This is a genomic window from Oceanococcus sp. HetDA_MAG_MS8 (genome assembly GCA_019192445.1).
GTDB lineage: Bacteria > Pseudomonadota > Gammaproteobacteria > Nevskiales > Oceanococcaceae > MS8.
The window spans coordinates 274,714-296,839 of the sequence record JAHCMK010000001.1 but is presented as its reverse complement, the minus strand read 5'-3'; the positions used below and the strand labels follow the sequence as shown (position 1 = coordinate 296,839).

The following is a 22,126-nucleotide window of genomic DNA, read 5'->3' as shown; positions in this document are numbered from 1 at the left end:
GTTGGCTGGGCGCAGGCTGCATTTGTACAGCAGGGGCCGTATGCTGCGGGCTGCTTTTTGTCGTATCACCCCATGGACTCTATCCCTGCCCTGGAGATTCGTGATCTCAGCAAACGCTATGGCAATGGCCACCACGCCCTGAATCAGGTGTCGCTGAGTATTGCCGCTGGCGAGATATTTGCTCTGCTCGGACCTAATGGCGCCGGCAAGACCACCATGATCAGCATTATTTGCGGCATCGTCACCGCCAGCCAGGGCACCGTGAAGGTGCATGGCCATGATCATCAAGCCGACTATCGTGAAGCCCGCAAATTGATTGGCCTAGTTCCTCAGGAGTTGCACACCGATGCTTTTGAGACAGTTTGGGCCACCGTGCGCTTTTCGCGCGGCTTGTTCGGCTTAGGCCCCGACGACGCCTATTTGGAAGGGGTATTGCGTGATTTATCGCTGTGGGACAAGAAGAACACGCAGATCCGCATGCTCTCTGGCGGCATGAAGCGTCGCCTGCTCATCGCCAAGGCGCTGGCCCACCAGCCCCGCATTCTTTTCCTGGACGAGCCCACGGCCGGGGTCGACGTCGAGCTACGGCGCACACTCTGGGAGCAGGTGGAGCGCCTACGCCAACGCGGAGTCACCATCGTTCTGACCACTCACTACATCCAAGAAGCGCAAGAGCTTGCGGATCGGGTCGGGATTATCCAACAAGGCCAGCTCCGCCTCGTAGAAGACACGGCCGTGTTGATGCGACAGCTGGGCCGCCGGGAACTTCGCTTACATTTGGAGCAGGCCTTGGATCGTCCCCCCGCCGATATCGGTCCTTGGGACGTCCGTCTAGACCGTGAGGGCGAAGAACTGGTTCTGCACTTCGATGCCCAAACCGATACACAGCTCATTCCGCGCTTTTTAGCTCGGGTTCAGGAATTGGGTATTGCCTACCGGGACATTCGCACCAGCGAGAGCTCTTTGGAAGATATTTTTGTGGGTTTGCTCAACGAACAGGAGGCCGCATGAATCGTCGCGGTGTCTGGGCCATCTATGCATTCGAGATGGCGCGCTGGAAGCGCACCCTGTGGCAGAGCCTATTTGCTCCTGTCCTCACCACCACCTTGTACTTTGTGGTGTTTGGTGCGGCCATTGGCGAACGTATGAGCGCGGTCAATGGCGTTCCTTATGGGGCCTTTATCGTGCCGGGTTTAATGATGCTCACCATCTTCACCCAGAGCCTATCTAATGCGTCTTTTGGCATTTACTTTCCGCAGTTCTCGGGAACCATTTACGAGATTCTGTCAGCCCCACTGTCGCCGGTGGAAACCCTCACCGGGTATGTGGGGGCCGCGGCCACCAAATCCATTCTCATTGGGCTGGTCATCTTGGGCACGGGGGCGCTTTTCGTGGACCTGGAAATCCAGCACCCCGTAGCCATGCTGCTGTATCTGGTGCTGATGGCGCTGACCTTTAGCCTGCTGGGCTTTATTGTGGGAATCTGGGCACAAAGCTTTGAGCAGCTGCAGTTTTTCCCCTTATTGGTTGCCACACCCTTAACCTTTCTGGGCGGCGCTTTTTATGCCGTCGACATGCTCCCGCCTTTTTGGCAATCGGTGACCTTACTCAACCCCTTCGTGTATCTGATCAGCGGGTTTCGCTGGTGCTTCTACGGCCAGGGTGATGTGGATATCGTGATCAGCCTACTGTTCTGCAGCGTTTTGCTTGGCCTGGGCCTAGTGCTCGTTGGCTGGATTTTTCGCAGCGGCTACAGGCTGAAGCAATAACCTTTGCCAGATTAGGACCATCAGAGCATGACATTGGATGCTTGGATCGCTGTGGCCGTGGTCATGGCGTGTTTCGCGGGATTGGTCTGGGGTCGGGCACAGCCCTACCTCATCCTGCTTGCCGGCCTCACCCTACTCATGGTGTTAGACATCGTCTCAGCACCGGCTGCATTGGCTGGCTTCGGCAACCCCGGTTTGGTGACCATTGCGGCCCTGTTTGTTCTGGTAGCCGGGCTACGACAGACCGGAGCTCTAGCCCTCTTAGCACGCAGCGTTCTCGGCACCCCGGAGGATGCGCATGCTGCGCGGATGCGCCTTATCGCTCCGGTGATGGGCGCCTCGGCCTTCCTGAACAACACCCCAGTTGTGGCCATGCTCATTCCTATCGTAAGCGACTGGGCGCGCACGCGCCGCTTTGCGCTGAGCCAGATTCTGATTCCTTTGTCCTACCTGGCCATCCTGGGCGGCTTGTGCACCATGATCGGCACGAGTACCAATTTGGTCGTGCATGGCCTCTGGATCGAATCTGGCCGGGACAGCTTGGGCCTTTTCGCCATCACGCCCTTGGGCCTGATCTGCGCTACCGTCGGTGCCTTATTCCTCATGCTAGTCGGCCCGGTACTCCTGCCCCGCCAACGCGGGGATGCCAGCCCCAGCCATAACCCTCGGGAATATGCCGTGGAAATGGTCGTCGCCGACAAGGGCCCACTGGTGGGAAAAACTGTAGAAGCGGCTGGATTGCGCCATTTGCCACAACTCTACCTACTAGAGATCAACCGACGGGGGCAAACCCTGCCCATGGTTGGGCCGGACCAAGTCCTGGAAGCCGGAGATCAACTCATCTTCGTAGGCGTGGTCGACTCTGTGGTCGACTTGCAGCGCATTCCAGGCTTGCAACTGGCAACCAACCAAATTTTCAAGCTGCAATCTGACCGGTCGGCGCGCATCTTGGCTGAAGCCGTGGTGGCCCCGGAATGTGCGGTGGCTGGCCGAACCATTCGTGAGGGACAATTCCGTACCCGCTACAACGCCGCCATTATCGCGGTGTCCAGAAACGGGGAGCGTCTACGGGAACGCATTGGAGACATTGTTCTCCAACCTGGTGATGCGTTATTGGTGGAATGTCTGCCCTCCTTTGTCGTGGGCATGCGCAACTCGCGAGATTTCTTTTTAGTCTCTCAAATCGATGGTGCCGCCCCGCCCAACCAAGACCGCGCAGGAATCGCCCTGGGCATTCTAGCCGGCATGGTGGCCTTGGCTGGCACCGGCGTACTGCCCATGTTGGAGGCTGCTTTGGTTGCTGGCGGGCTTATGCTGCTCACCCGTTGTTGCAGCCAAAGAGCCGCTTTGGCGCAGATCGATTTTCCGCTGCTGATTACCATTGGCGCGGCTTTTGGGCTAGGACGAGCCCTGGGGGATACTGGTGCCGCGCGGGCCTTGGCCGGGACACTGGTGGGCTTGGTGGGGGATCACCCCTGGCTGGCTCTGGGTCTGATCGCTTTGAGCGCCTCAATTCTGACCGAGTTTGTGACCAATAACGCGGCTGCTGTCATTGGCTTCCCCATTGCAATAGCGACCGCCGCTGAACTCAACGCCGACCCTCTTCCCTTTGTGATGGTGCTGATGATTGCGGCTTCGGCAAGCTTCGCCACGCCCTTGGGCTATCAGACCAATCTCATGGTGTATGGCGCAGGACGTTACACCATGACGGATTTTCTCCGCGTGGGCATCCCCATGAATTTGCTCATCGTGGTGGTCGCCACCCTCGCTGCTCCGTTCATCTGGCCGTTCTAAGAATCGCCATGAGGCAGCGCAAATAAAAACGGCTCCCAAAGGGAGCCGCTCTTAGAAATCATCCACGCCGTGGTGATGCGGCGTCCATCAAAAGCGCATACCCAGCTGCACACCCGCGTTATAGCCCAGCACTTCCAGGGCTTCATCATCGGTGTACATCATAAAGCCGGTGTTCACACTCAAGCTCCCCAGAATGGAATCTTCGTTCGCGAAGAACTTGCCGACGCGAAAGCGCAAATCCACGCCGTAGGACAGGCTGTCGCCTTCCAGAGTTTGCAGGTTCACTTCCTGGTTGTCGTTCTCTACCGGCGCGGTCACCTTGGAGAAGGTGTAGCCAATCGGAAAGACCATATCCACCCAGGAAAAGGGCTCGGCTTTGGGCAGGATGTAGACCCCGTAGAGCTCTTCAGCTTCCGCGTTGCCCTCACTCGTGTCTTGACCACTCCCCGGCAGCTCTGCGTCATCACTCGGAAAAGCCCCGCGAAACTCCACAGCAAAACTTTCGTTCAACCACATGCCCACATGCGCCATGATGGCCGAGCCATCGGAGTCTGAACGAACAGTGCGCACCACGGAGTCCGGGCGATCCTCACGACCGGGCGGGTCAAAATCTTGCTCCAACGCAACGTCGGCCAGTAAATAACTAGCTCCAGCGTAAAGATCCAATGCAGACGCGCTACCGACCCAGGCACTGCCCGCAACGCCAATTCCAGCCAGCAAAGCCTGCCAGTGTGTTTTTTTCATCCCAGTTGGTCCCCTCAAGCGGAATAGTGGTGTGTGCTGAATGCACACACTCGTTCTTTGGTGAATATACTGCGTAATGATGACAAGAAATCTCGCCTTCGCGCTAGCCCCCTAGACATGCAACCGCCTTTGAACCACTGCCAAGTCTGCGGGGGCACCCTGCATCAAAGCACCCCTGAGGGTGATCAAATGCCTCGTATGGTGTGCCGCCAGTGCGGCCACGTGCATTACGTCAACCCCAAAGTCGTGACCGGCTGTATTCCGCAATGGGAAGGCAAGATCATGCTCTGTAAGCGGGGCATAGAGCCACGCTTGGGACACTGGACATTGCCGGCCGGCTTCTTGGAGCTGGGCGAATCCTGTATCCAGGGTGCGGCGCGCGAAACCTGGGAAGAAGCGCGCTCAGAGGTGGACATTGGCCCCCTGTTCTCGTTCATCAATGTGCTCTACATCGGTCAGATTCATCTGTTTTATTTGGCCGAGATGCGCAGTTCCAGCTTCGAGATCACGCCGGAAAGTACCGAAATTATGTTGTTGGACGAAGATGAAGTCCCGTGGGATGACCTCGCGTTCGCCACCGTTCGGTTCACCTTGAAGCGCTTTTTCGAGGATCGTCGGCGGGGCCAATTTAACTTCCACACCGAAGATTTCACCCATTTCCCGCATCGTCTCACTGACGACAACTGATCACGCCGCTACAATTGCGCCACTACTCGGCTCTCTGACCTCGACCCATGGCTTTTGTCGTTACCGAAAACTGCATCAAGTGCAAATACACAGACTGTGTAGAAGTCTGTCCTGTGGACTGCTTCCACGAAGGACCCAACTTCTTGGTGATTGACCCTGAAGAGTGCATTGACTGCACTTTGTGTGAGCCAGAGTGCCCCGCGAACGCAATTTATGCGGAAGACGACCTGCCTGAAGCGCAGGTCCATTTTCTGGATTTAAATGCCGAACTCTCAGCGCAATGGCCGGTGATTAGTGAGCGTAAAGAGCCACCAGCCGATGCAACTGAGTGGGACGGCAAACCTGGCAAGCTCGATTTGCTGGAACGCTAGCTCAGGCGGGCCTGCCCGCCTCCCCCGACAATGAGGAGACAAACCATGCACGGTCAGATGATGGCAATGCCGTTGACGATTACGTCTATTCTGCGGCACGCACAGCGCAATAACCCCGATGTAGAAATCGTCTCGGTGACCGCGGACAACCCGCAGCACCGCACCACTATGGGCGAAGCGCTGGGCCGAGCTGCGCAATTAGCACACGCACTCAAAGACTTAGGAGTCAGTGAAGGGGATCGGGTCGCCACCTTAGCGTGGAATGACTATCGCCACTTTGAGACCTACTATGGTGTGTCATGCATGGGCGCGGTCCTGCATACCATCAACCCCCGTCTGCACCCAGAGCAGTTGGCTTACATCCTCAATCATGCCGAGGATCAGTGGCTGTTACTGGACCCCATGTTCGTCCCCTTGCTGGCAGCCGTCAAAGCGCATGCTCCGCAATTGAAGGGCGGCATTGTCTTGGCGCCTAAAGACGCCATGCCGGATGCTCCAGAGGGTGTGGAACTGCTCTGCTATGAAGAGTTAATTGCCGGCAAGTCCACTGATTACCCCTGGCCAGAACTCGACGAGAACGCTGCTAGCTCGCTGTGTTACACCTCGGGCACTACGGGCAACCCCAAAGGCGTGCTGTATTCGCATCGCTCGACTGTGCTGCACGCCATGGCTGCGGCCCAAAAGGACGTGCTCTGCCTAGGCTCCACCGATTGCATTTTGCCCGTGGTCCCCATGTTTCACGTCAATGCCTGGAGCATTCCCTACGTGGCTCCGATGGTGGGCGCCAAGCTAGTCTTCCCGGGCCCCAAAATGGGCGATGGCGAGACCTTATGTAAGCTGATCAACGCAGAGAAAGTGACGCTAGGCCTGGGCGTACCCACCGTCTGGCTGGGCCTGCTCAACTACATGGAAAGCAGCGGCCAACGGGTCGAAGAGCTCCAGCGCATGGGTGTGGGCGGTTCCGCTTGCCCACCGTCACTGATGCGCAAATACCTCGAGGATTACGGGGTCGAAATTATTCACGCCTGGGGCATGACGGAAATGAGCCCCATTGGCACCGTCAACACCCTGCGCCCCGGAATGGAAGACCTGCCCGAGGAGCAATACTGGAAAGCACGGGCCAAGCAAGGTCGCACCGTCTTCCCGGTGGAAATGTCCATCTTCGATGAGCAAGGCCAAGAACTCCCATGGGATGGAGAGGCGTCTGGTTCCTTGAAAGTGCGTGGCCCCTGGGTGATTTCGGGGTATTACAAGCGCGATGACGTCGCTGCACTGGATGATGCCGGCTGGTTTGACACTGGCGATGTAGCCACCATCGACAAGCTAGGCTTTATGCAAATCACCGACCGCACCAAGGACGTGATTAAGTCTGGAGGCGAATGGATCAGCTCCATCGATCTGGAAAACGTGGCCATGAGTCACCCCGACGTCGCAGAAGCCGCCGTGATTGCCGTCCCGCATCCCAAGTGGGACGAGCGGCCGCTGCTGATTGCTGTGGCTAAGCCTGGCCACAGCATCGATAAGCAGGCTTTGATCGACTTCTTTGAGGGCAAAATTGCCAAATGGTGGACACCCGATGCGGTCGAAATTGTCGATGAACTACCGCATGGCGCGACTGGCAAAGTGCAGAAAATGACGCTGCGCCAGCAATTCGCCGAGTACAAGTTAGAAGCCTGAACACCGTAGAGCGACACACTGCGCCCGAAGCTTTGCTGCTCGGGCGCAGTTTTTTTTGGCCTGCTGCAAGGCGCTGGCGCTGTTATGCTGAAACCACATGCTCAGCGAGGAGATCGCCATCGTGCTGATCTGGGATTATCTGCATAGCCGCCCATTGCCGACCGAGGGCTTTGAATTCGCCCTCGACGATGGCACCCCTAGCTTTGTGCGCCCTCTGCGCCCGGAAGATGCGCCCCGGCTGCACCAGGGCTTGGATCATTTGTCCCACCTGGCCTCCCGCCGTAAATTCCCTTTTGACGGCGAGCAAACCACGGCCCAAATCATTGAGCAGGTCACCCACGCCGACGGCACCCATGAGGTGGCCTGGGGGGCAGCCGACCTGAATGCCCCGGACCAGCCCGGTATAGGAGTTGCCCGCTATCAACGGCTGGAACATGAGCCCGATGCAGCGGATGTAGCCATCGTCATTCTGGACCAATACATGAATAAGGGTGCTGGCGTGCTATTACACGCTGTTTTGCACCTGCAAGCGCACCATGCCGGCCTGCATCACCTGTATTACGACGTTGCTGCCGACAACCAGCGCTTCATTCGCCATTTGCGTTCCCTGGGCGCCGAATACGTGGGCCGCGCCGTGGACGTCACCCGCCTCAAGTGCCCCGTGTTTGGCGAGGCTTACAAAATCAGTCATCTCAAGCCTAATGCTCGGCGCTTTGCGCAGACCCTCAGGCGCCTGTCTCATGTGCCACCAAGCGCGCTGGGACAAGAGGATGCCGATGATCAAAGCATGGCGATCTAGGTCTACAGCGACCTGCTAGGCTTCTGACCGTCTCTCGCCCATGAGCACCATGAATAGCCAGGACCGCAGCGTAGGGCTGCTGGATTGGCTGATGCTGGCCTTAGCATTGGTCTCCATGGGCCTGCTCAGCTGGGATACCTGGGGGCACCCAGACCGCGTCACCCGGCAACTGCTACTGCGGGCGGACCTTGCCATCTGCGCCAGCTTTGCCTTGGAGTTCTGCTTACGCGTATGGCGCAGCCCCGATCGCCTGGGCTTCATCCTGCGCAACTGGTACGAAATCTTGGGCATGGTGCCAGCCTCCCATCCAGCACTGCGTGCCTTCAGGCTGATCCGTGTGGTGCGCATCATTGTGCTACTGGGGCGCTTTGGTGGCGCGGTCGATCGTATCTGGGGGGAACATACCTTTCACCAGCTGGTGCAATCCTTGCGCTACCGGCTGGTCAAAAGCCTTTCCGGAGTCATTACCGTCGCCGTGCTCGATGAAGTGGCCGCAGTACTCGTCAAGGGCACCTACACCCGCAACATTGCCAATGCCCTGGCCAATAACGAACCCGAACTCCGCTCTATGCTGGGTGAAAAGCTCCGCGCCGACCCAGAGCTAAAGAGATTCTCCCGGCTGCCGTTTTACGGGTTGGTCGTTGATGCGGCCGTCGCCGCCTCCTTGCGCATCGGGCACGAGGCCTTGCTGGATGAACGGACCGATGAGCTGATTGCCGATGCCCTGCGGGAGAACATCGACCAGATTCGTGAGGCCGTGCGCTTGGAAGATGCGCATGAGCATGGTGACATTGCCGTCGGCGAGGAGCAGAGCGCGGCATAATAAAGTTCAACCCTGCAGGATCTGCCCCTATGTTCGCCCGCGCATTCGATATTGGTAGCTCTCTGGCCAGCAGTAGCTTGGCCGCCTGGAAAGGCACGGCAGCCTTTCGCCCGGCTCCCCGCCAACCCGAACAGATGCTGGTGCTCTACGAGTTTGAGGCCTGTCCATACTGCCGCTTGGTGCGTGAGGCTCTGACCGAGCTCGATTTAGATGTATTGATTAAACCCTGCCCCAAACGCGGTCAACGTTATCGCGAGGAGGCCCAAAGCCGCAGTGGCAGTATGCAGTTCCCTCTTCTGCTAGATCCGAACACCGACACCACATTGCTCGAGTCGCGGCAGATCATCGACTACCTTTATCAAGAGTACGGCCAGCGCAAAGCACCTCAAGGCCTACTCCGCCGCGTAGACGCGCTGCGTAGCCAAGCGGCCTCCCTACCCCGCCTCCATCGTGGCCTGCGGGCACGCCATGCGCGATCTCCAGAATTGGCGCTCGAGCTTTACAGCTTTGAATCCAGCCCCTTCTCCCGCCTGGTCCGTGAACGCCTCTGCGAACTGGAGCTGGCTTATGTGCTGCGAAATATGGCCAAGGCCCGCTGGGAAGACATGGGCCCGCCGGAAATCCGTGCCCAGTTTTTCCCCGACCTCCCGGTGGAAGGGCGTAACCGCGTGGCCTTACTAGAACGTACCGGCAAGGTCCAGGTGCCCTACCTCATCGACCCCAACACTGGCATGGAACTCTTCGAGTCCGACGCCATCATCACCTACTTGGAGCAAACCTACGCTGTGGGCAAGCCCCGTTAAACCGCCTGCGACGGCCCACATGAGGTCGTTGGCATGCATCACAATGAGCTTCGCCTTTGCCCTGCATACCCTAAGCCCGACGAACCGACAGCAAGCGCATACTGAGGCTATGCCGATCTGAGTACGCATATGGCGTCACGGTCGCAGCCGAAAAACCTGATCGCTCGTCACTGTTCCTTGAGGCGTTATCAGCGATACAACTCCACCACCCGCGCCCGCGGGAATTGCGACCACCACACGGGTTGGGGTTACTTGGCTCGGCGTCGTTTCCACCCCGGCAACTGTCACACTGACGTCTGCCGGGTTTTCGCCAAAACCGGTTCCGTAGACGGTGAGCTCTTGGCCCACCGTGCCGAAAGCTGGAGAGAAACCGTGCAAAACCAACTCGGAAGCGTTGTAGGAACGCCGGGAAGATATATTGCCGGCAGCATCGTATCGATACACCACCGCACGATCTTCTGCGGGAACGACAACACCTACCAGGCGGTTTAAATCATCGTAAATGTAGTCGGCGGGTTGCCCAATAGCAACCGTCGACAGGGTGATCCACCATATAGCGATGAACGTCTTTCTCAGTTCGATCATGTCTCACCCATCCGAAACAAACTTATATAGGATTCGGCAAACCTATCAGGCGATTCTTTAATCATATACCACCTCCGGCATGGGGCAGCCGGAATAGTTACCAGCACAGGTCCGGGCCGAATAAGGACTCACACCTAGGCTTATTGGTTCTAAAAGCATTCCGACCCCATTTATTCATTCCAAAAAAGCCAAATAAACGCCAAAGCCAGCAGCACTATACCAACCAAATATAAACAACCAATACTGAAAAGGCGAGCTTTTGTAGCTCATTACATGCGCATTAACCCCAACGGCGCCTTGGCGCAGATTTCTTTCGTTCATCCAAAGCGCAACAGTAAGGGTAAATACTCCAATTAGGCGCACCTCACCCCGGACCATCAACCATGCTACCACCCCAAGGGATATCGAAATGTGCACGACAATTACACTCACCCAAAGGCGCCCTTCGATCATAGGCTCTTCAGGATACTTGTCTTTTGGCACTAACCAGCCCTATGCCCTCTCATCACTCACAGTCGACACACGATTCAGCTGCGTGTAGCGCAGACCGTGTAGCATTTCCTGCATCCAAAAAGGTTGCGAATTCTCCGGAAAAATCAATAACAGCAGTTGGAGCTTTGGTCAATCTCACGCCCTCACGAACAAAGCCCAGGGAACCCACAGAAAGAACCACACTATAACCATCCAGTTCGCCTGTAGTCCTGAATTTGTCCGCGGTTGCCGCACTCGACGCGAAAAATGATACGCAAGCTAGAGGCGGAAGCTTACGATATGGCGCGCCTGACCGATAGACATTGGCCGGATATCTATCCTTCATTTACATGCCCATCATAAATAAGCCCACATCAGAAATCAATACGCCTTTCAAGTACATGAATCACTACTTTAAATCAAACATCCACACAGTGGTACGGCACTTAATCGTGATAACGGCCGCAACAAATAAAAGAAAACCAACTATAAGGAAAGCCATCTGAACTACAGCTTTCAGCGTGACCCTTTCTTTGTCAGATCTCCCTCTATTGACAGACATAAAAGCACCCCAAGGCCTGCACTCCTGAGTAAACTGTCGATAGCTGCCCAACCAAAGGTATCGCTTTCTTTCCAAAAAATTTAGCCACTTTTCTCGCGCCGGGTGTATCTCCATGTGTCGCCACGCATTGCGCAGCATCAGATAAGGTTTTCTCGAGAAGTCGAGTCCCACCCTCCTCAATGATGACCCTCCCTTCACACTTTAAAACACACTTACTGTAGTCGACGAACTGCACTTTCGCCTTCTCGAACTCCACCGGCTGCGAATTGAAATATGCGTTCCTTGCTTCCGCCGCAACGTCCGGAGGTAGCGAAGCCAATGGAGACATGGCTCTTACATCATTTGCCGTCAAGCCGAATAAACCAGGCTCAAGCCCCAGCGGATCAGTAAATCGCAGAGGATCGCCACTCACATACCCATACACATTGCTGCCACCCTGTAAGCCTATAGGGTCTTCACTGAGGAACCTGCTCAGCACCGGCGAGTAGTAGCGCGCCCGGTAGAAGTACAGGTCATCGGCATCTTCCTCACGACCGGTATAGGCGAATTGGGAGGCCTCTCCGGTGGTGGTGGTTTGACCGTAGGCGCTGTAGCGGTTCTCCCCGGTGGTGGCTCCAGTGTCATCCACCATGGCCAGTACACTCCCCAGGGCGTCACGAATGTAGGTTTGGGTGCCGCTCGGGGTGATCTCTGCGGCAAAGGCATCCAGTCCCAGACCAGAGAGCATCAGGGTCTGATCCACTTGAATGGGGTTGGCACCATCGTGCAGATAACCCGTGGTGGCGGTGGCGTCGGTGCGCTGGGTTCGGCGGCCCAAAGCGTCGTAGGAAAAGCTGAGGTCTGCGGTCTGACTCAGCTGGTCACGCGCATTCCAGACATAGCTTTGGCCCAGACCTGATAGCAGGTTGCCGTTAGGGTCGTAGCTCAGTGGTTGGCCGTTAAAGGTGATCAAGCGGTTGGCGGCGTCATAGGTGGCATCGAAGTCGGGGCCGGATTCCCCCAAACGGGCCAGGCTGCCGCCCTGGCTGATGCGCCGACCGGCATCATCGTAGCTATAGCTCAGGTCGCCGATCTCCACTCCAGCGCGGCTATAGGTAATGCCGGTGATCTGGTTGGCGGCATCGTAGCTATAGCTTGCAATGACCTGGTGGGGCAGATTCACGGTGGTCATGCGGCCCGCGGCATCGTAGGCATAGCTCACGGCTCCCTGCGGGTGGCTCACCGACAGCAGTCGGCCAGCAGGGTCGTAGCCGTACTCCCAGCGGGCGCCGTTGCCCAGCTCCATGGCGGTACGCCGATTGGCGGCGTCGTATTCATAGCGCACCTCGCCTTGTGGCGTGACTTCCCGCACCAGGCGGTCCCGTAGATCATAACTGCGGGTAATAAAACCGCGATGACGTTAGGGCCTCAGTCGAAAAATCTGGTCGCTCGTCACTGTTCCTTGAGGTGTTGTCAGCGATACAACTCCACCATCCGCTCCCGCTGGAATGGAGACGACCACACGGGTTGGGGTTACCTGGCTTGGCGTCGCCTCCACCCCGGCAACTGCCACACTGACGCCTGCCGGGTTTTCGCCAAAACCGGTTCCGTAGACGGTGAGCTCTTGGCCCACAGTGCCGAAAGCTGGGGAGAAGCCGTGCAATACCAGCTCCGAATCATTGTAGGAACGTCGGGACGACATATTGCCGGCTGCATCGTATCGATACACCACCGCACGATCTTCTGCGGGAACGACAACACCTACCAGGCGGTTTAAATCATCGTAAATGTAGTCGGCGGGTTGCCCAATAGCAACCGTCGACAGGGTGATCCACCATATAGCGATGAACGTCTTTCTCAGTTCGATCATGTCTCACCCATCCGAAACAGACTTATATAGAACTCGACAAACCTATCAGGCGTTTCTTTAAGCATATACCACCTCTGCCATGGGGCGACCAGAAAAATCACCAGCACAAGCCAGGATTGAAGAAGGACTCACACTTAGGCTTGTTGGTTCTAAAAGCAGTCCGACACCATTTATTACGACCCATACTATTTTTAAATCATCCACCTACCTACCACTAACGAAAACCATGCATCACTAATTCTACGAAAAAAATATGATAACCAAAACGACAACACCAGCAAAGAACAAAAAGCGAAGCGCAGCGCACAAACCCCTTATCTCACGATCAACGGGCTCTTGTTTGTAATCTCCCATCAACACGAAATCATAAATAAACGGAATCTGTGCAGGCGAACTAAGAAATACAGGAGGGCTCCCATATTTCTTATATATATCTCCATAGTTCAACCGTATTTGCAACATTAGATAGCAAGAAAGGATAGCGTACAAACCCCAGACAAGGAAAGCCATAAAAATCAACATGGAGCGCTTCAGTCCGAACAAATACATTCAATCCGGTTAACGGACTCAGGGACAATTTCAGATCTCCCCACCATGATGTCCATCAGGGTCCAACCAACACCCGCACTTAGCGACATATCGATCCCAGTCGTAGCATCACCAAGATTTATTACGCCTGCTGACACACCGATTCCAATATTTACTGAAGAGCCAGCGAACGTAAATGGGCCCGCTAATGCGCCGGTATCAATAAAATCCCACGGATCATCAAAACTTATATTTCCGCCCACCACACCAACCGGAAGACTAAACAATGACAAACCTACCGCTGCGGCCCTCAGTCTTAGATTGACCTTGTAATCACCTACGCACTCGGAAGTCAAATTAAAGAGAAAATATGATCCACCACTACCCTGCGCCCCCAAGGAGTAACTTACATACGTGCCAGCCCATTCAACCAGACCTAGAGGGTCATTAAACGAGATTGGATCACCACTCACATACCCATACACATTGCTGCCACCCCGTAAGCCTATAGGGTCTTCACTGAGGAACCGGCTCAATACCGGTGAGTAGTATCTAGCCCGGTAGTAGTACAGGTCTGCGGCATCTTTCTCACGACCGGTATAGGCGAATTGGGAGGCCTCTCCGGTGGTGGTGGTTTGACCGTAGGCGCTGTAGCGGTTCTCCCCGGTGGTGGCTCCAGTGTCATCCACCATGGCCAGTACACTCCCCAGGGCGTCACGAATGTAGGTTTGGGTGCCGCTCGGGGTGATCTCTGCGGCAAAGGCATCCAGTCCCAGACCAGAGAGCATCAGGGTCTGATCCACTTGAATGGGGTTGGCACCATCGTGCAGATAACCCGTGGTGGCGGTGGCGTCGCTGCGCTGGGTCCTCCTACCCAGGGCGTCATAGGCAAAGCTCAGGTCTGCGGTCTGACTCAGCTGGTCACGGGCATCCCAGACATAGCTTTGGCCCAGGCCCGATAGCAGGTTGCCATTGGGGTCGTAGCTCAGTGGTTGGCCGTTAAAGGTGATCAAGCGGTTGGCGGCGTCATAGGTGGCATCGAAGTCCTCACCCGAGGCTCCCAGTCTCGCCAGGCTGCCGCCCTGGCTGATGCGCCGACCGGCCGCATCGTAGCTATAGCTCAGGTCGCCGATCTCCATTCCGGCGCGGCTATAGGTAATGCGGGTGATCTGGTTGGCGGCATCGTAGCTATAGCTTGCAATGACCTGGTTGGGCCGATTCACGGTGGTCATGCGGCCTGCGGCATCGTAGGCGTAGCTCACGGCTCCCTGCGGGTGGCTCACCGACAGCAGCCGGCCCGCAGGGTCATAGCCGTACTCCCAGCGGGCGCCGTTGCCCAGCTCCATGGCGGTACGCCGATTGGCGGCATCGTATTCATAGCGCACCTCGCCTTGTGGCGTGACTTCCCGCACCAGGCGGTCGCGTAGATCATAACCGCGGGTGATAAAACCGCGATGATGTTAGGGCCTCAGCCGAAAAACCTGATCGCTCGACACTGTTCCTTGAGGCGTTGTCAGCGATACAACTCCACCATCCGCGCCCGCGGGAATTGCGACCACCACACGGTTTGGGATTACCTGGGTCGGTGTTGTTTCCACCCCGGCAACCGTCACACTGATGTCTGCAGGGTTTTCGCCAAAACCGGTTCCGTAAACGGTGAGCTCCTGGCCCACCGTGCCGAAAGCTGGGGAGAAACCGTGCATAACCAACTCCGAATCATTGTAGAAACGACGGGAGGAAATATTGCCGGCAGCATCGTACCGATACACCACCGCAAGATCTTCTGCGGGCACGACAACACCTACAAGGCGGTTTAAATCATCGTAAACGTAGTCGGCGAGCTGCCCTGTAGCAACCGTCGACAGGGTGATCCACCATATAGCGATGAACGTCTTTCTCAGTTCGATCATGTCTCACCCGCCCAAAAACAGACTCATAAATACATATACGCGTCTGACAAAAAAACAGACGTGCTCCAAAACTAGAACCCTTCCCGCCAAAGCCCGGCTCCGACGATTATACCCTCAGCCATGCACCCGAAAACCCTCACCAACCGAAAGACTTAATTTGCAGTCCAAAACCATTTATAATTTACCCCTTTCATTCAAGCATCGAAAACCATATAAAAAACGCGGCAATACCATACCAACCCACTACAAACAACCAATATTGAAAGGGAGAACTTGTGTAACTCATAACGTGCGAACCAATTCCAACGGCGCCCGTGCGAAGGTTCCTTTCATTCATCCATAGTGACGCGCCCAGTAGAAATACGTCAGGCAAACGAACCTCACCGCGCAAAATCCATAAATAAAAAACCCCAATAAACACCGAAAAGTGCAGGACAATTAAACATACCCATCGACTACCCGCAATCAAGGGTTTCTCAGGACACCTATCCTTTGGCACGGCCTGTATCCATATATATTTCTAACCCCCATACCCCCAAAAATACCAACCCATCACAAAAACAATAAAGGCAGATTTCCACCCACACATCGAAAAGACGATGAACCACCTGAATTCACCGTTATAGGAATGCCGAACGTCAGATTTACACCTTACACTTGACCCCTCATTTATATTTCGCCATGGCCTCCATTGTCATCATGCTGAATTCATGAAGGCCGTTATGAATAGGGCCAATCATTCACAATCAATACAAGACTCCGTTGTGAGTGGTGAAGACGGTTCAAGTACGAGTACTGCAGAGCGCGTAGCGTTTCCTGCATCTAGGAAGATTGCAAACTCATCAGAGAAGTCAACAACAGCGGCCGGGGCTTTAGTCAACCCAACCACGGAACGAACGAACCCGACCGAGCCTAGAGAAAGAGCAGCGCCAAAATAATCCGGCTCGCCTGTAGTTAACCACTTGTCGGCTATTGCCATTCCGGAAAATGCGAATGACGCAAGACCTAATGGCGGAAAATATAGAGCGCCGAAGCCAGTCACAGCCGCGCAGTAGTTTAGCGCAAACTGTCTTTTCTGAGGAGCCTGCTCCCGATTGTATTGATTGATTTGCGTCATCACAGCGTAATACTGCGCCTGGCTTTGCGTGAAGCCAAACAGTGTTTGCTGTAAGCCAAGTGGGTCAGCGAACCGCAAAGGATCACCACCCACATACCCATATAGGTTGCTTCCCCCCAGAAGACCAATCGGGTCCTCACTCAGAAACCGGCTTAGCACCGGCGAGTAGTAACGGGCCCGGTAGAAATAAAGGTCTTCGGCATCTTCCTCACGACCGGTATAGGCGAATTGGGAGGCCTCTCCGGTGCTGGTGGTTTGACCGTAGGCGCTGTAGCGGTTCTCCCCGGTGGTGGCTCCAGTGTCATCCACCATGGCCAGTACACTCCCCAGGGCGTCACGAATGTAGGTTTGGGTGCCGCTCGGGGTGATCTCTGCGGCAAAGGCATCCAGTCCCAGACCAGAGAGCATCAGGGTCTGATCCACTTGAATGGGGTTGGCACCATCGTGCAGATAACCCGTGGTGGCGGTGGCGTCGGTGCGCTGGGTTCGGCGGCCCAAAGCGTCGTAGGAAAAGCTGAGGTCTGCGGTCTGACTCAGCTGGTCACGGGCATCCCAGATGTAACTTTGGCCCAAACCGGATAGCAGATTGCCATTGGGGTCGTAGCTCAGAGGTTGGCCGTTAAAGGTGATTAAGCGGTTAGCGGCATCATAGGTGGCATCGAAGTCCTCGCCTGAGGTTCCCAGTCTCGCCAGGCTGCCGCCCTGGCTGATGCGCCGACCGGCCGCATCGTAGCTGTAGCTCAGGTCGCCGATCTCCACTCCAGCGCGGCTATAGGCAATGCGGGTGATCTGGTTGGCGGCATCGTAGCTATAGCTTGCAATGACTTGGTTGGGCAGATTCACGGTGGTCATGCGGCCTGCGGCATCATAGGCATAGCTCACGGCGCCCTGCGGGTGGCTCACGGACAGCAGTCGGCCGGCCGGATCGTAGCCGTACTCCCAGCGGGCGCCGTTGCCCAGCTCCATGGCGGTACGCCGATTGGCGGCATCGTATTCATAGCGCACCTCGCCTTGAGGCGTGACTTCCCGCACCAGGCGGTCGCGTAGATCATAACTGCGGGTGATCACGCCGCCTACGGAGTCGGACAGCTCGATCAAACGATCACCGGCATCCCACACCAGATCCACCTGCCCGCCGTCGGCGTAGACCACCCGGGTCAGGCGATCCAGTGCGTCATAGCTGTAGCTGGTGTGCTGGCCCTTGCGGTCCACCCGGGTGATGACGTTGCCATTGTTGTCATAAGCCCAGGTTTCCTGGGTGGCGGCATTGAGGGGGTCGACCATGGTGATCTGCCGGTCCACGGCGTCATAGCCAAAGCCGTGGGTGCCCGCCTGGCGGGGGTCGGTGAACCCGATCAGGTTGCCGGCATTGTCGTAATCCATGGTGGTGATGCCGCCCAGGGCATCGGTGATTTGCGTCAAACGGTCTTCGGGGTCGTAGGTGAAAAAGGTCTGGATGCCGCGGGGGTCCTCAAAGTGTGTCATCCGGCCCAGGGCATCGTGCCCCATCTGCGTGGTGCGACCCAGGGCATCCGTCACCGCCTGCAGGTCGGCGCCGCTGTAGCTCATTTGCAGAGCGTGATTCAAACCATCCAGCACTTCGACTATCCGCCCTTCCGCATCGTGGGACATCCGGGTCCGGCGGCCGCTGGCATCGATCACCTCTATGAGGTTGCCCTGCTCATCGTAGGCCATGCGGGTGGTCTGGCCCAGCGGGTTGGTCACCTGGGTCAGCTGGTTAAAGCTGGGCTCGTAGCTGAAGCGGTAGGTCGCGGCCTCGGGGGTGTCGGCCAGCAGCGTGAGCTGGATGAGATTGCCGGCGGTGTCATAGGCGTAGGTGGTGCGTCTTCCCAGGGCGTCAGTCATGGCCGTGACTCGCTCGCTGCGGGCTGCGCGTTCGTAGAGGATGGTTCGCTCTACCGGGGTTCCCAATGCCTCGGTACGGGCGACCGGATAGCCCGCGGTGTTGTAGCGATGGCGGGTGGTGATGCCGCGCGCATTGAGGGTCTGGCGGCTGGCGACCGCACCCGAGCCGGCCTCTTCGTAGTCCATGCGCGTAATGGCATTATCGGCCCGCACCTGGCGGCTCAAGCGCCCGTCCACATCGAAGGTGTTTTGCACCGCGGGATTACCGCGCCGGTCGATGACCTGGACCATGCGATCGAGGTCGTCGTAGCGGTAGCTCTCGCCGGTGCCGTCTGGAAAATCGACCGCTTCCAGCCGACCATCGGCATCGTAGCTGTAGCGCACCTCCCGACCGCTTTGGTCGGTCGCGGTACTGATCAGCCCGGCAGCCGTATGGGTAAAGGTGATTTCACGCCCATGGGCCGCGCGCACCGCTAGCATGCGGCCGCGATCACGCTCAATGGTGACGGTGTTGCCGTTACGGTCAATCATGGTGGTGAGCTTGCTGCCGTCGCTGGCCGCAAAGCGATATTGCATCCCATCTCGCAGTGTCAGTACAAACTCGCCCAAATCTTCGCTGTAAGCAAGGCGGCTGGCAAAGAATGCACCGGGAGATTGCGTGTGTGTGTACTCGGAATCGCGCACGGTGTCGCCGGCCACGCGCTCATAACGGATGGACTCCCCCCTTGGAAACACCAGCTCCAAAGTCTTACCACTGCCATCCAAGGCACCGTGGCGCAGGAAAAGCGCATAGGAATGACCACTACCCCGCCCGAATTCTTGAGAGCTGGCAAAAACCCCGCTGGATTTGCGCTGAACGGGCTCGGTTTCTTCTTCATCGTCCCGGTTGGGCAGGTTGGTGGTGCAGTACTGCCGCTGCAGCGCCAATGGCGGATTGGCCGCGACCTCCATATCCGTGCTTTGGTAGGAGTATGAGCCGATGTCACAGCCTTCGGTCTTGAACGCAAACTGCCACAGGATGTTGGTCGGGTCCTGGTTCTGCACCAAACGCAGGGTGACCAGATCCGCCGGCTCCAAAGAGAGTATGTGGTCGATATTCTCAAAGCGGATGGCGCCATCGGTACCCAGCGTGACCGGCACCTCCTCTTCACCCAGCACAAACAGCAGGCCGCGGTCGGCCTCGGCATGGGGCCCGAAGACTGCCAAGGGGGGCGCTGCTTCATCATTACCAGGGGCCTGCAAGTCGTAGAGCAGCTCGACGGCGCTTTCGGTGCCACCCAGCACGGCCAGCGGCAAATCCCGGACGTTGGTCAGGTCCCCGTCCGGAAGCTCGCGGTTGATGGCAGCCACCTCCAAATCAAACACCGAAAACTGAAACTCGGGCCGGTACACCCATTGGTACACCGGCTCGGGGCGGTCGATCTGGTTGCCCTCGCGGCGCAGGGCGCGCCAGGCGCGGTCCTGGGCGCGGGTGCTGGCCTCGTCCAGCAGGGGCACCTGCACCGGGGTGTAGTACTTCGGCCGGCCCGGGCCGGCAAAGTCGTAGCAGCGGCTGCGGCCGGGGCGGTGAATGGGGTAGCCGCACACGTACAGGTAGTAATGCTCGGCCTGCAGGCCGCAGTCGTCATTCAGGCGCAGCAGTTGTTTGTGCACCCCGGGGCGGATGGTGAGCTGGGCGGCGTCGGCACCACAGGCGGCGTCCGGGGTCAGGCTGTCGCCTTCCACACTCTTGTACAGCAGCCCGCTGTAGCCGTCCTCGGCCAGGCCCTGCGGCAGGGGGCGGCCATCGGCATCGGTCCATTCGGTTTCAATCTCGATGTAGACATCATCGGTGAGGCCTACCCCTTCGCCGGTAATCAGATGCAGGGCTTCACTGCCCTGGGTCAGGCCCAGCTGGTCCACCCGTTTGCGGGTGGCACGGATACGCAGACGGGGCGGCTGCAGCTCCAGGTCGGGCACAATCACCTGCAGGCCCTGCTGGTCGTAGGACACCGTGGTGGTGCCGATATACCCGGTGGGGCGGTTGATGGCGACCACCTGGAGCTGCTCACCCCGGGTGAGGCTGCTGCGGGTGGGCTCCTGCTCGTCGGGGACCTTGTCGGCGCCCAAGCCCAAAAACGCCTGCCGAAACCGCACGTCGGTGCCCCGCAGCAGGGTCTGGTAGCGAAACGCCGTTTCGCCCTGCACCACATCGGCCTGGTCAAAGATCCAGCGCTCGGGGTCATCGCCCAGCCCCAGGCGCTCGGCCAACAACTCGCCGGTGGATGCCCGATAAACGTAGATATCGGTATTGCGCAGGTCGTCCTCACTCAGGCGTTGCAACAGCCCACGGCTTTGCAGGTCAGGCAGGGTATCCGGCGCTCGGCTGAGGTCGAAATTGATGAAAGTGCATTGGGCACCGTCGGCAAAGGGGTCGCAGGGCCGCTCGGCGGAATCAACGGCCTGCACGGGCGCCCCGCCCAGGTACACAAACACCCGGCCGGCCTGCTCGGGGGTTTGGCCCAGGCAGGCGCGGTCGTCGTCACCATCGCCATCAAGGTCGGTAGCGAATACCTCCCCAGCGGCGCAATTGGCAAAGCTGGCGCCGGGGTCGTAGCTTTGGCGCTGGTCGCTGTAGTCCACCGGCCCCAGCTCCACACCGGCGGTAAGGCGGCCGATACCGCTGAGCAGCACCGAGTCCAAACGCAGATCTCGGCGCAGCCGCGGTGGCTCGGCCAGGGTGGCCACAATACCGGCCACCCGGCTGCCCAGCGTGCCGCCCACCGACCCCACGGGGGCCGGCAAATCACAATGGGCATAGCCGATACAGGTATTACTCTGGGGTGTGGCTATGGTGTAAATCCCCTGCCCCGAGGGGCTCTTGGGGTTGAAGCTGCGGTAGGGCACGGTGCCGGTAATCACCGTGTCATGGCTGAAAGCGGTGCAGGGGCATGGCACGCCCAGGTAACTCAGGCGGTAGCCGCCGGTTTCTGGCGCGCTCAGCGCCTGCGCGTTCCAGTCCAGCGAGTTGCGCACCCGCACCCCGGACAGCCCATTGAGCACGCGTTCGTCCATCTCGGCATTCATGCGCTGACGGTCCAGCGGGGTTTGCAACGGCGGGTCGAAAAAGTCGGTTTGAAAACCAACCGGCAACGGCGAGCTATGCAGCAGCCGGCCCTGCGCATCCACAATCACCGATACCGTGTCACCAGGGATGCTGGTGGGGGCGCTGCCCAGATCGATAGGCGATTGGAGCAATACCAAGCCTTCCGGCGGCAGTGCCTGCGGGTCAGTCACTGTGGCGGGGTCACGAATCACCACACTCATGACCCAGTTGGCGCTCAGCGGCGGGCTGGTGATCGGCTCGTCCACCCACTGCCCATTGCGCTGCACCCGGGCTGTGCCAAAACCAGCCTCGGCCCGCTGGTTGTACGCCGCCCGATCCAGTATCTGATAAGCATCCCGGTAGGGGCTGTCACCGCTGACAAAGTCGGCATATTCCGCCAGTGCAGCCTGCACCAGGGGGCCGCTCAAAACCTGGGCATCAGGGGGTGGCTGGTTGGGCAAGGGCTGTTGCTGCTGGGTGGGGTCGCTTTGACTTTCGTCGATTTCCACCCAAACCGGGTTGCCGGCCTCATCGCGCACCAAGCCGGTGGCCAGTACATAGCCCGAGGCCGAGTAGCGCCAGTAAATCGGCAGCGGTGACGTGGGCGCCTGCGCCCACAACGCTGATGGCAGGCACAGCAGCATCAGTAGCGCCAGCTGACTCACTCGGGACAGGCAAACTTGCAT

The 22,126-nt window shown here is 57.8% G+C and carries 17 protein-coding genes; 9 read left to right on the top strand and 8 right to left on the bottom strand.

The window, feature by feature from the left end; genetic code table 11:
* Positions 1-72 precede the first annotated feature (72 nt).
* The 3 genes from KI787_01125 to KI787_01115 are packed head-to-tail and all read left to right on the top strand — an operon-like array spanning position 73 to position 3,563.
* Entirely contained in the window at positions 73-1,011 is a 939-nt protein-coding gene (locus KI787_01125; protein MBV6628531.1) for an ABC transporter ATP-binding protein, read from the top strand.
* Complete coding sequence (locus tag KI787_01120; protein MBV6628530.1) at positions 1,008-1,769, top strand: ABC transporter permease; 762 nt, start codon at positions 1,008-1,010, stop codon at positions 1,767-1,769. Before KI787_01125 ends, KI787_01120 begins: the two co-directional genes overlap by 4 nt.
* A 27-nt stretch (positions 1,770-1,796) precedes the next feature.
* Positions 1,797-3,563, top strand: coding sequence for an SLC13 family permease (locus tag KI787_01115; GenBank protein MBV6628529.1), 1,767 nt, complete (start codon positions 1,797-1,799; stop codon positions 3,561-3,563).
* A gap of 87 nt (positions 3,564-3,650) precedes the next feature.
* Here KI787_01115 and KI787_01110 read toward each other — a convergent pair whose 3' ends face one another.
* Positions 3,651-4,307 (bottom strand): hypothetical protein, encoded by a 657-nt coding sequence (locus KI787_01110; GenBank protein ID MBV6628528.1) that lies wholly within the window; start codon positions 4,305-4,307, stop codon positions 3,651-3,653.
* 33 nt (positions 4,308-4,340) lie between these two features.
* On the opposite strand from KI787_01110, the gene KI787_01105 reads away from it, so the two are divergent.
* From KI787_01105 to KI787_01080, 6 genes are all read left to right on the top strand, one after another.
* Complete coding sequence (locus tag KI787_01105; GenBank protein ID MBV6628527.1) at positions 4,341-4,994, top strand: NUDIX hydrolase; 654 nt, start codon at positions 4,341-4,343, stop codon at positions 4,992-4,994.
* A 47-nt stretch (positions 4,995-5,041) separates the two neighbouring features.
* A complete protein-coding gene (locus KI787_01100; protein MBV6628526.1) occupies positions 5,042-5,365 on the top strand; it encodes a ferredoxin family protein in 324 nt (107 codons plus the stop codon).
* Positions 5,366-5,410: 45 nt separating this feature from the next.
* Entirely contained in the window at positions 5,411-7,042 is a 1,632-nt protein-coding gene (locus KI787_01095; protein MBV6628525.1) for a long-chain-fatty-acid--CoA ligase, read from the top strand.
* Positions 7,043-7,139: 97 nt separating this feature from the next.
* Positions 7,140-7,841 (top strand): GNAT family N-acetyltransferase, encoded by a 702-nt coding sequence (locus tag KI787_01090; GenBank protein ID MBV6628524.1) that lies wholly within the window; start codon positions 7,140-7,142, stop codon positions 7,839-7,841.
* Positions 7,842-7,890: 49 nt separating this feature from the next.
* Positions 7,891-8,664: an ion transporter gene (locus tag KI787_01085; protein ID MBV6628523.1), complete on the top strand. Its 774-nt coding sequence runs from the start codon at positions 7,891-7,893 to the stop codon at positions 8,662-8,664.
* A 29-nt stretch (positions 8,665-8,693) separates the two neighbouring features.
* Complete coding sequence (locus tag KI787_01080; GenBank protein MBV6628522.1) at positions 8,694-9,467, top strand: glutathione S-transferase N-terminal domain-containing protein; 774 nt, start codon at positions 8,694-8,696, stop codon at positions 9,465-9,467.
* 135 nt (positions 9,468-9,602) lie between these two features.
* Here the strand turns inward: KI787_01080 and KI787_01075 are convergent, their stop codons facing one another.
* The 7 genes from KI787_01075 to KI787_01045 form a co-directional block, all read right to left on the bottom strand.
* The gene (locus KI787_01075) at positions 9,603-10,052 is read right to left on the bottom strand and encodes an IPT/TIG domain-containing protein (GenBank protein ID MBV6628521.1); all 450 of its coding nucleotides are present in this window, start codon (positions 10,050-10,052) and stop codon (positions 9,603-9,605) included.
* A gap of 174 nt (positions 10,053-10,226) precedes the next feature.
* The gene (locus KI787_01070; protein ID MBV6628520.1) at positions 10,227-10,535 is read right to left on the bottom strand and encodes a hypothetical protein; all 309 of its coding nucleotides are present in this window, start codon (positions 10,533-10,535) and stop codon (positions 10,227-10,229) included.
* Between the two features lie 536 nt (positions 10,536-11,071).
* Positions 11,072-12,436, bottom strand: a complete 1,365-nt coding sequence (locus KI787_01065; protein MBV6628519.1) for a hypothetical protein — start codon at positions 12,434-12,436, stop codon at positions 11,072-11,074.
* A 48-nt stretch (positions 12,437-12,484) separates the two neighbouring features.
* Positions 12,485-12,934, bottom strand: coding sequence for an IPT/TIG domain-containing protein (locus tag KI787_01060; protein ID MBV6628518.1), 450 nt, complete (start codon positions 12,932-12,934; stop codon positions 12,485-12,487).
* Between the two features lie 530 nt (positions 12,935-13,464).
* On the bottom strand, positions 13,465-14,874 hold the full coding sequence (locus KI787_01055) for an RHS repeat-associated core domain-containing protein (GenBank protein MBV6628517.1): 1,410 nt from the start codon (positions 14,872-14,874) through the stop codon (positions 13,465-13,467).
* Positions 14,875-14,922: 48 nt separating this feature from the next.
* Positions 14,923-15,372 (bottom strand): IPT/TIG domain-containing protein, encoded by a 450-nt coding sequence (locus KI787_01050; GenBank protein ID MBV6628516.1) that lies wholly within the window; start codon positions 15,370-15,372, stop codon positions 14,923-14,925.
* Between the two features lie 736 nt (positions 15,373-16,108).
* Entirely contained in the window at positions 16,109-22,126 is a 6,018-nt protein-coding gene (locus tag KI787_01045; GenBank protein ID MBV6628515.1) for an RHS repeat protein, read from the bottom strand.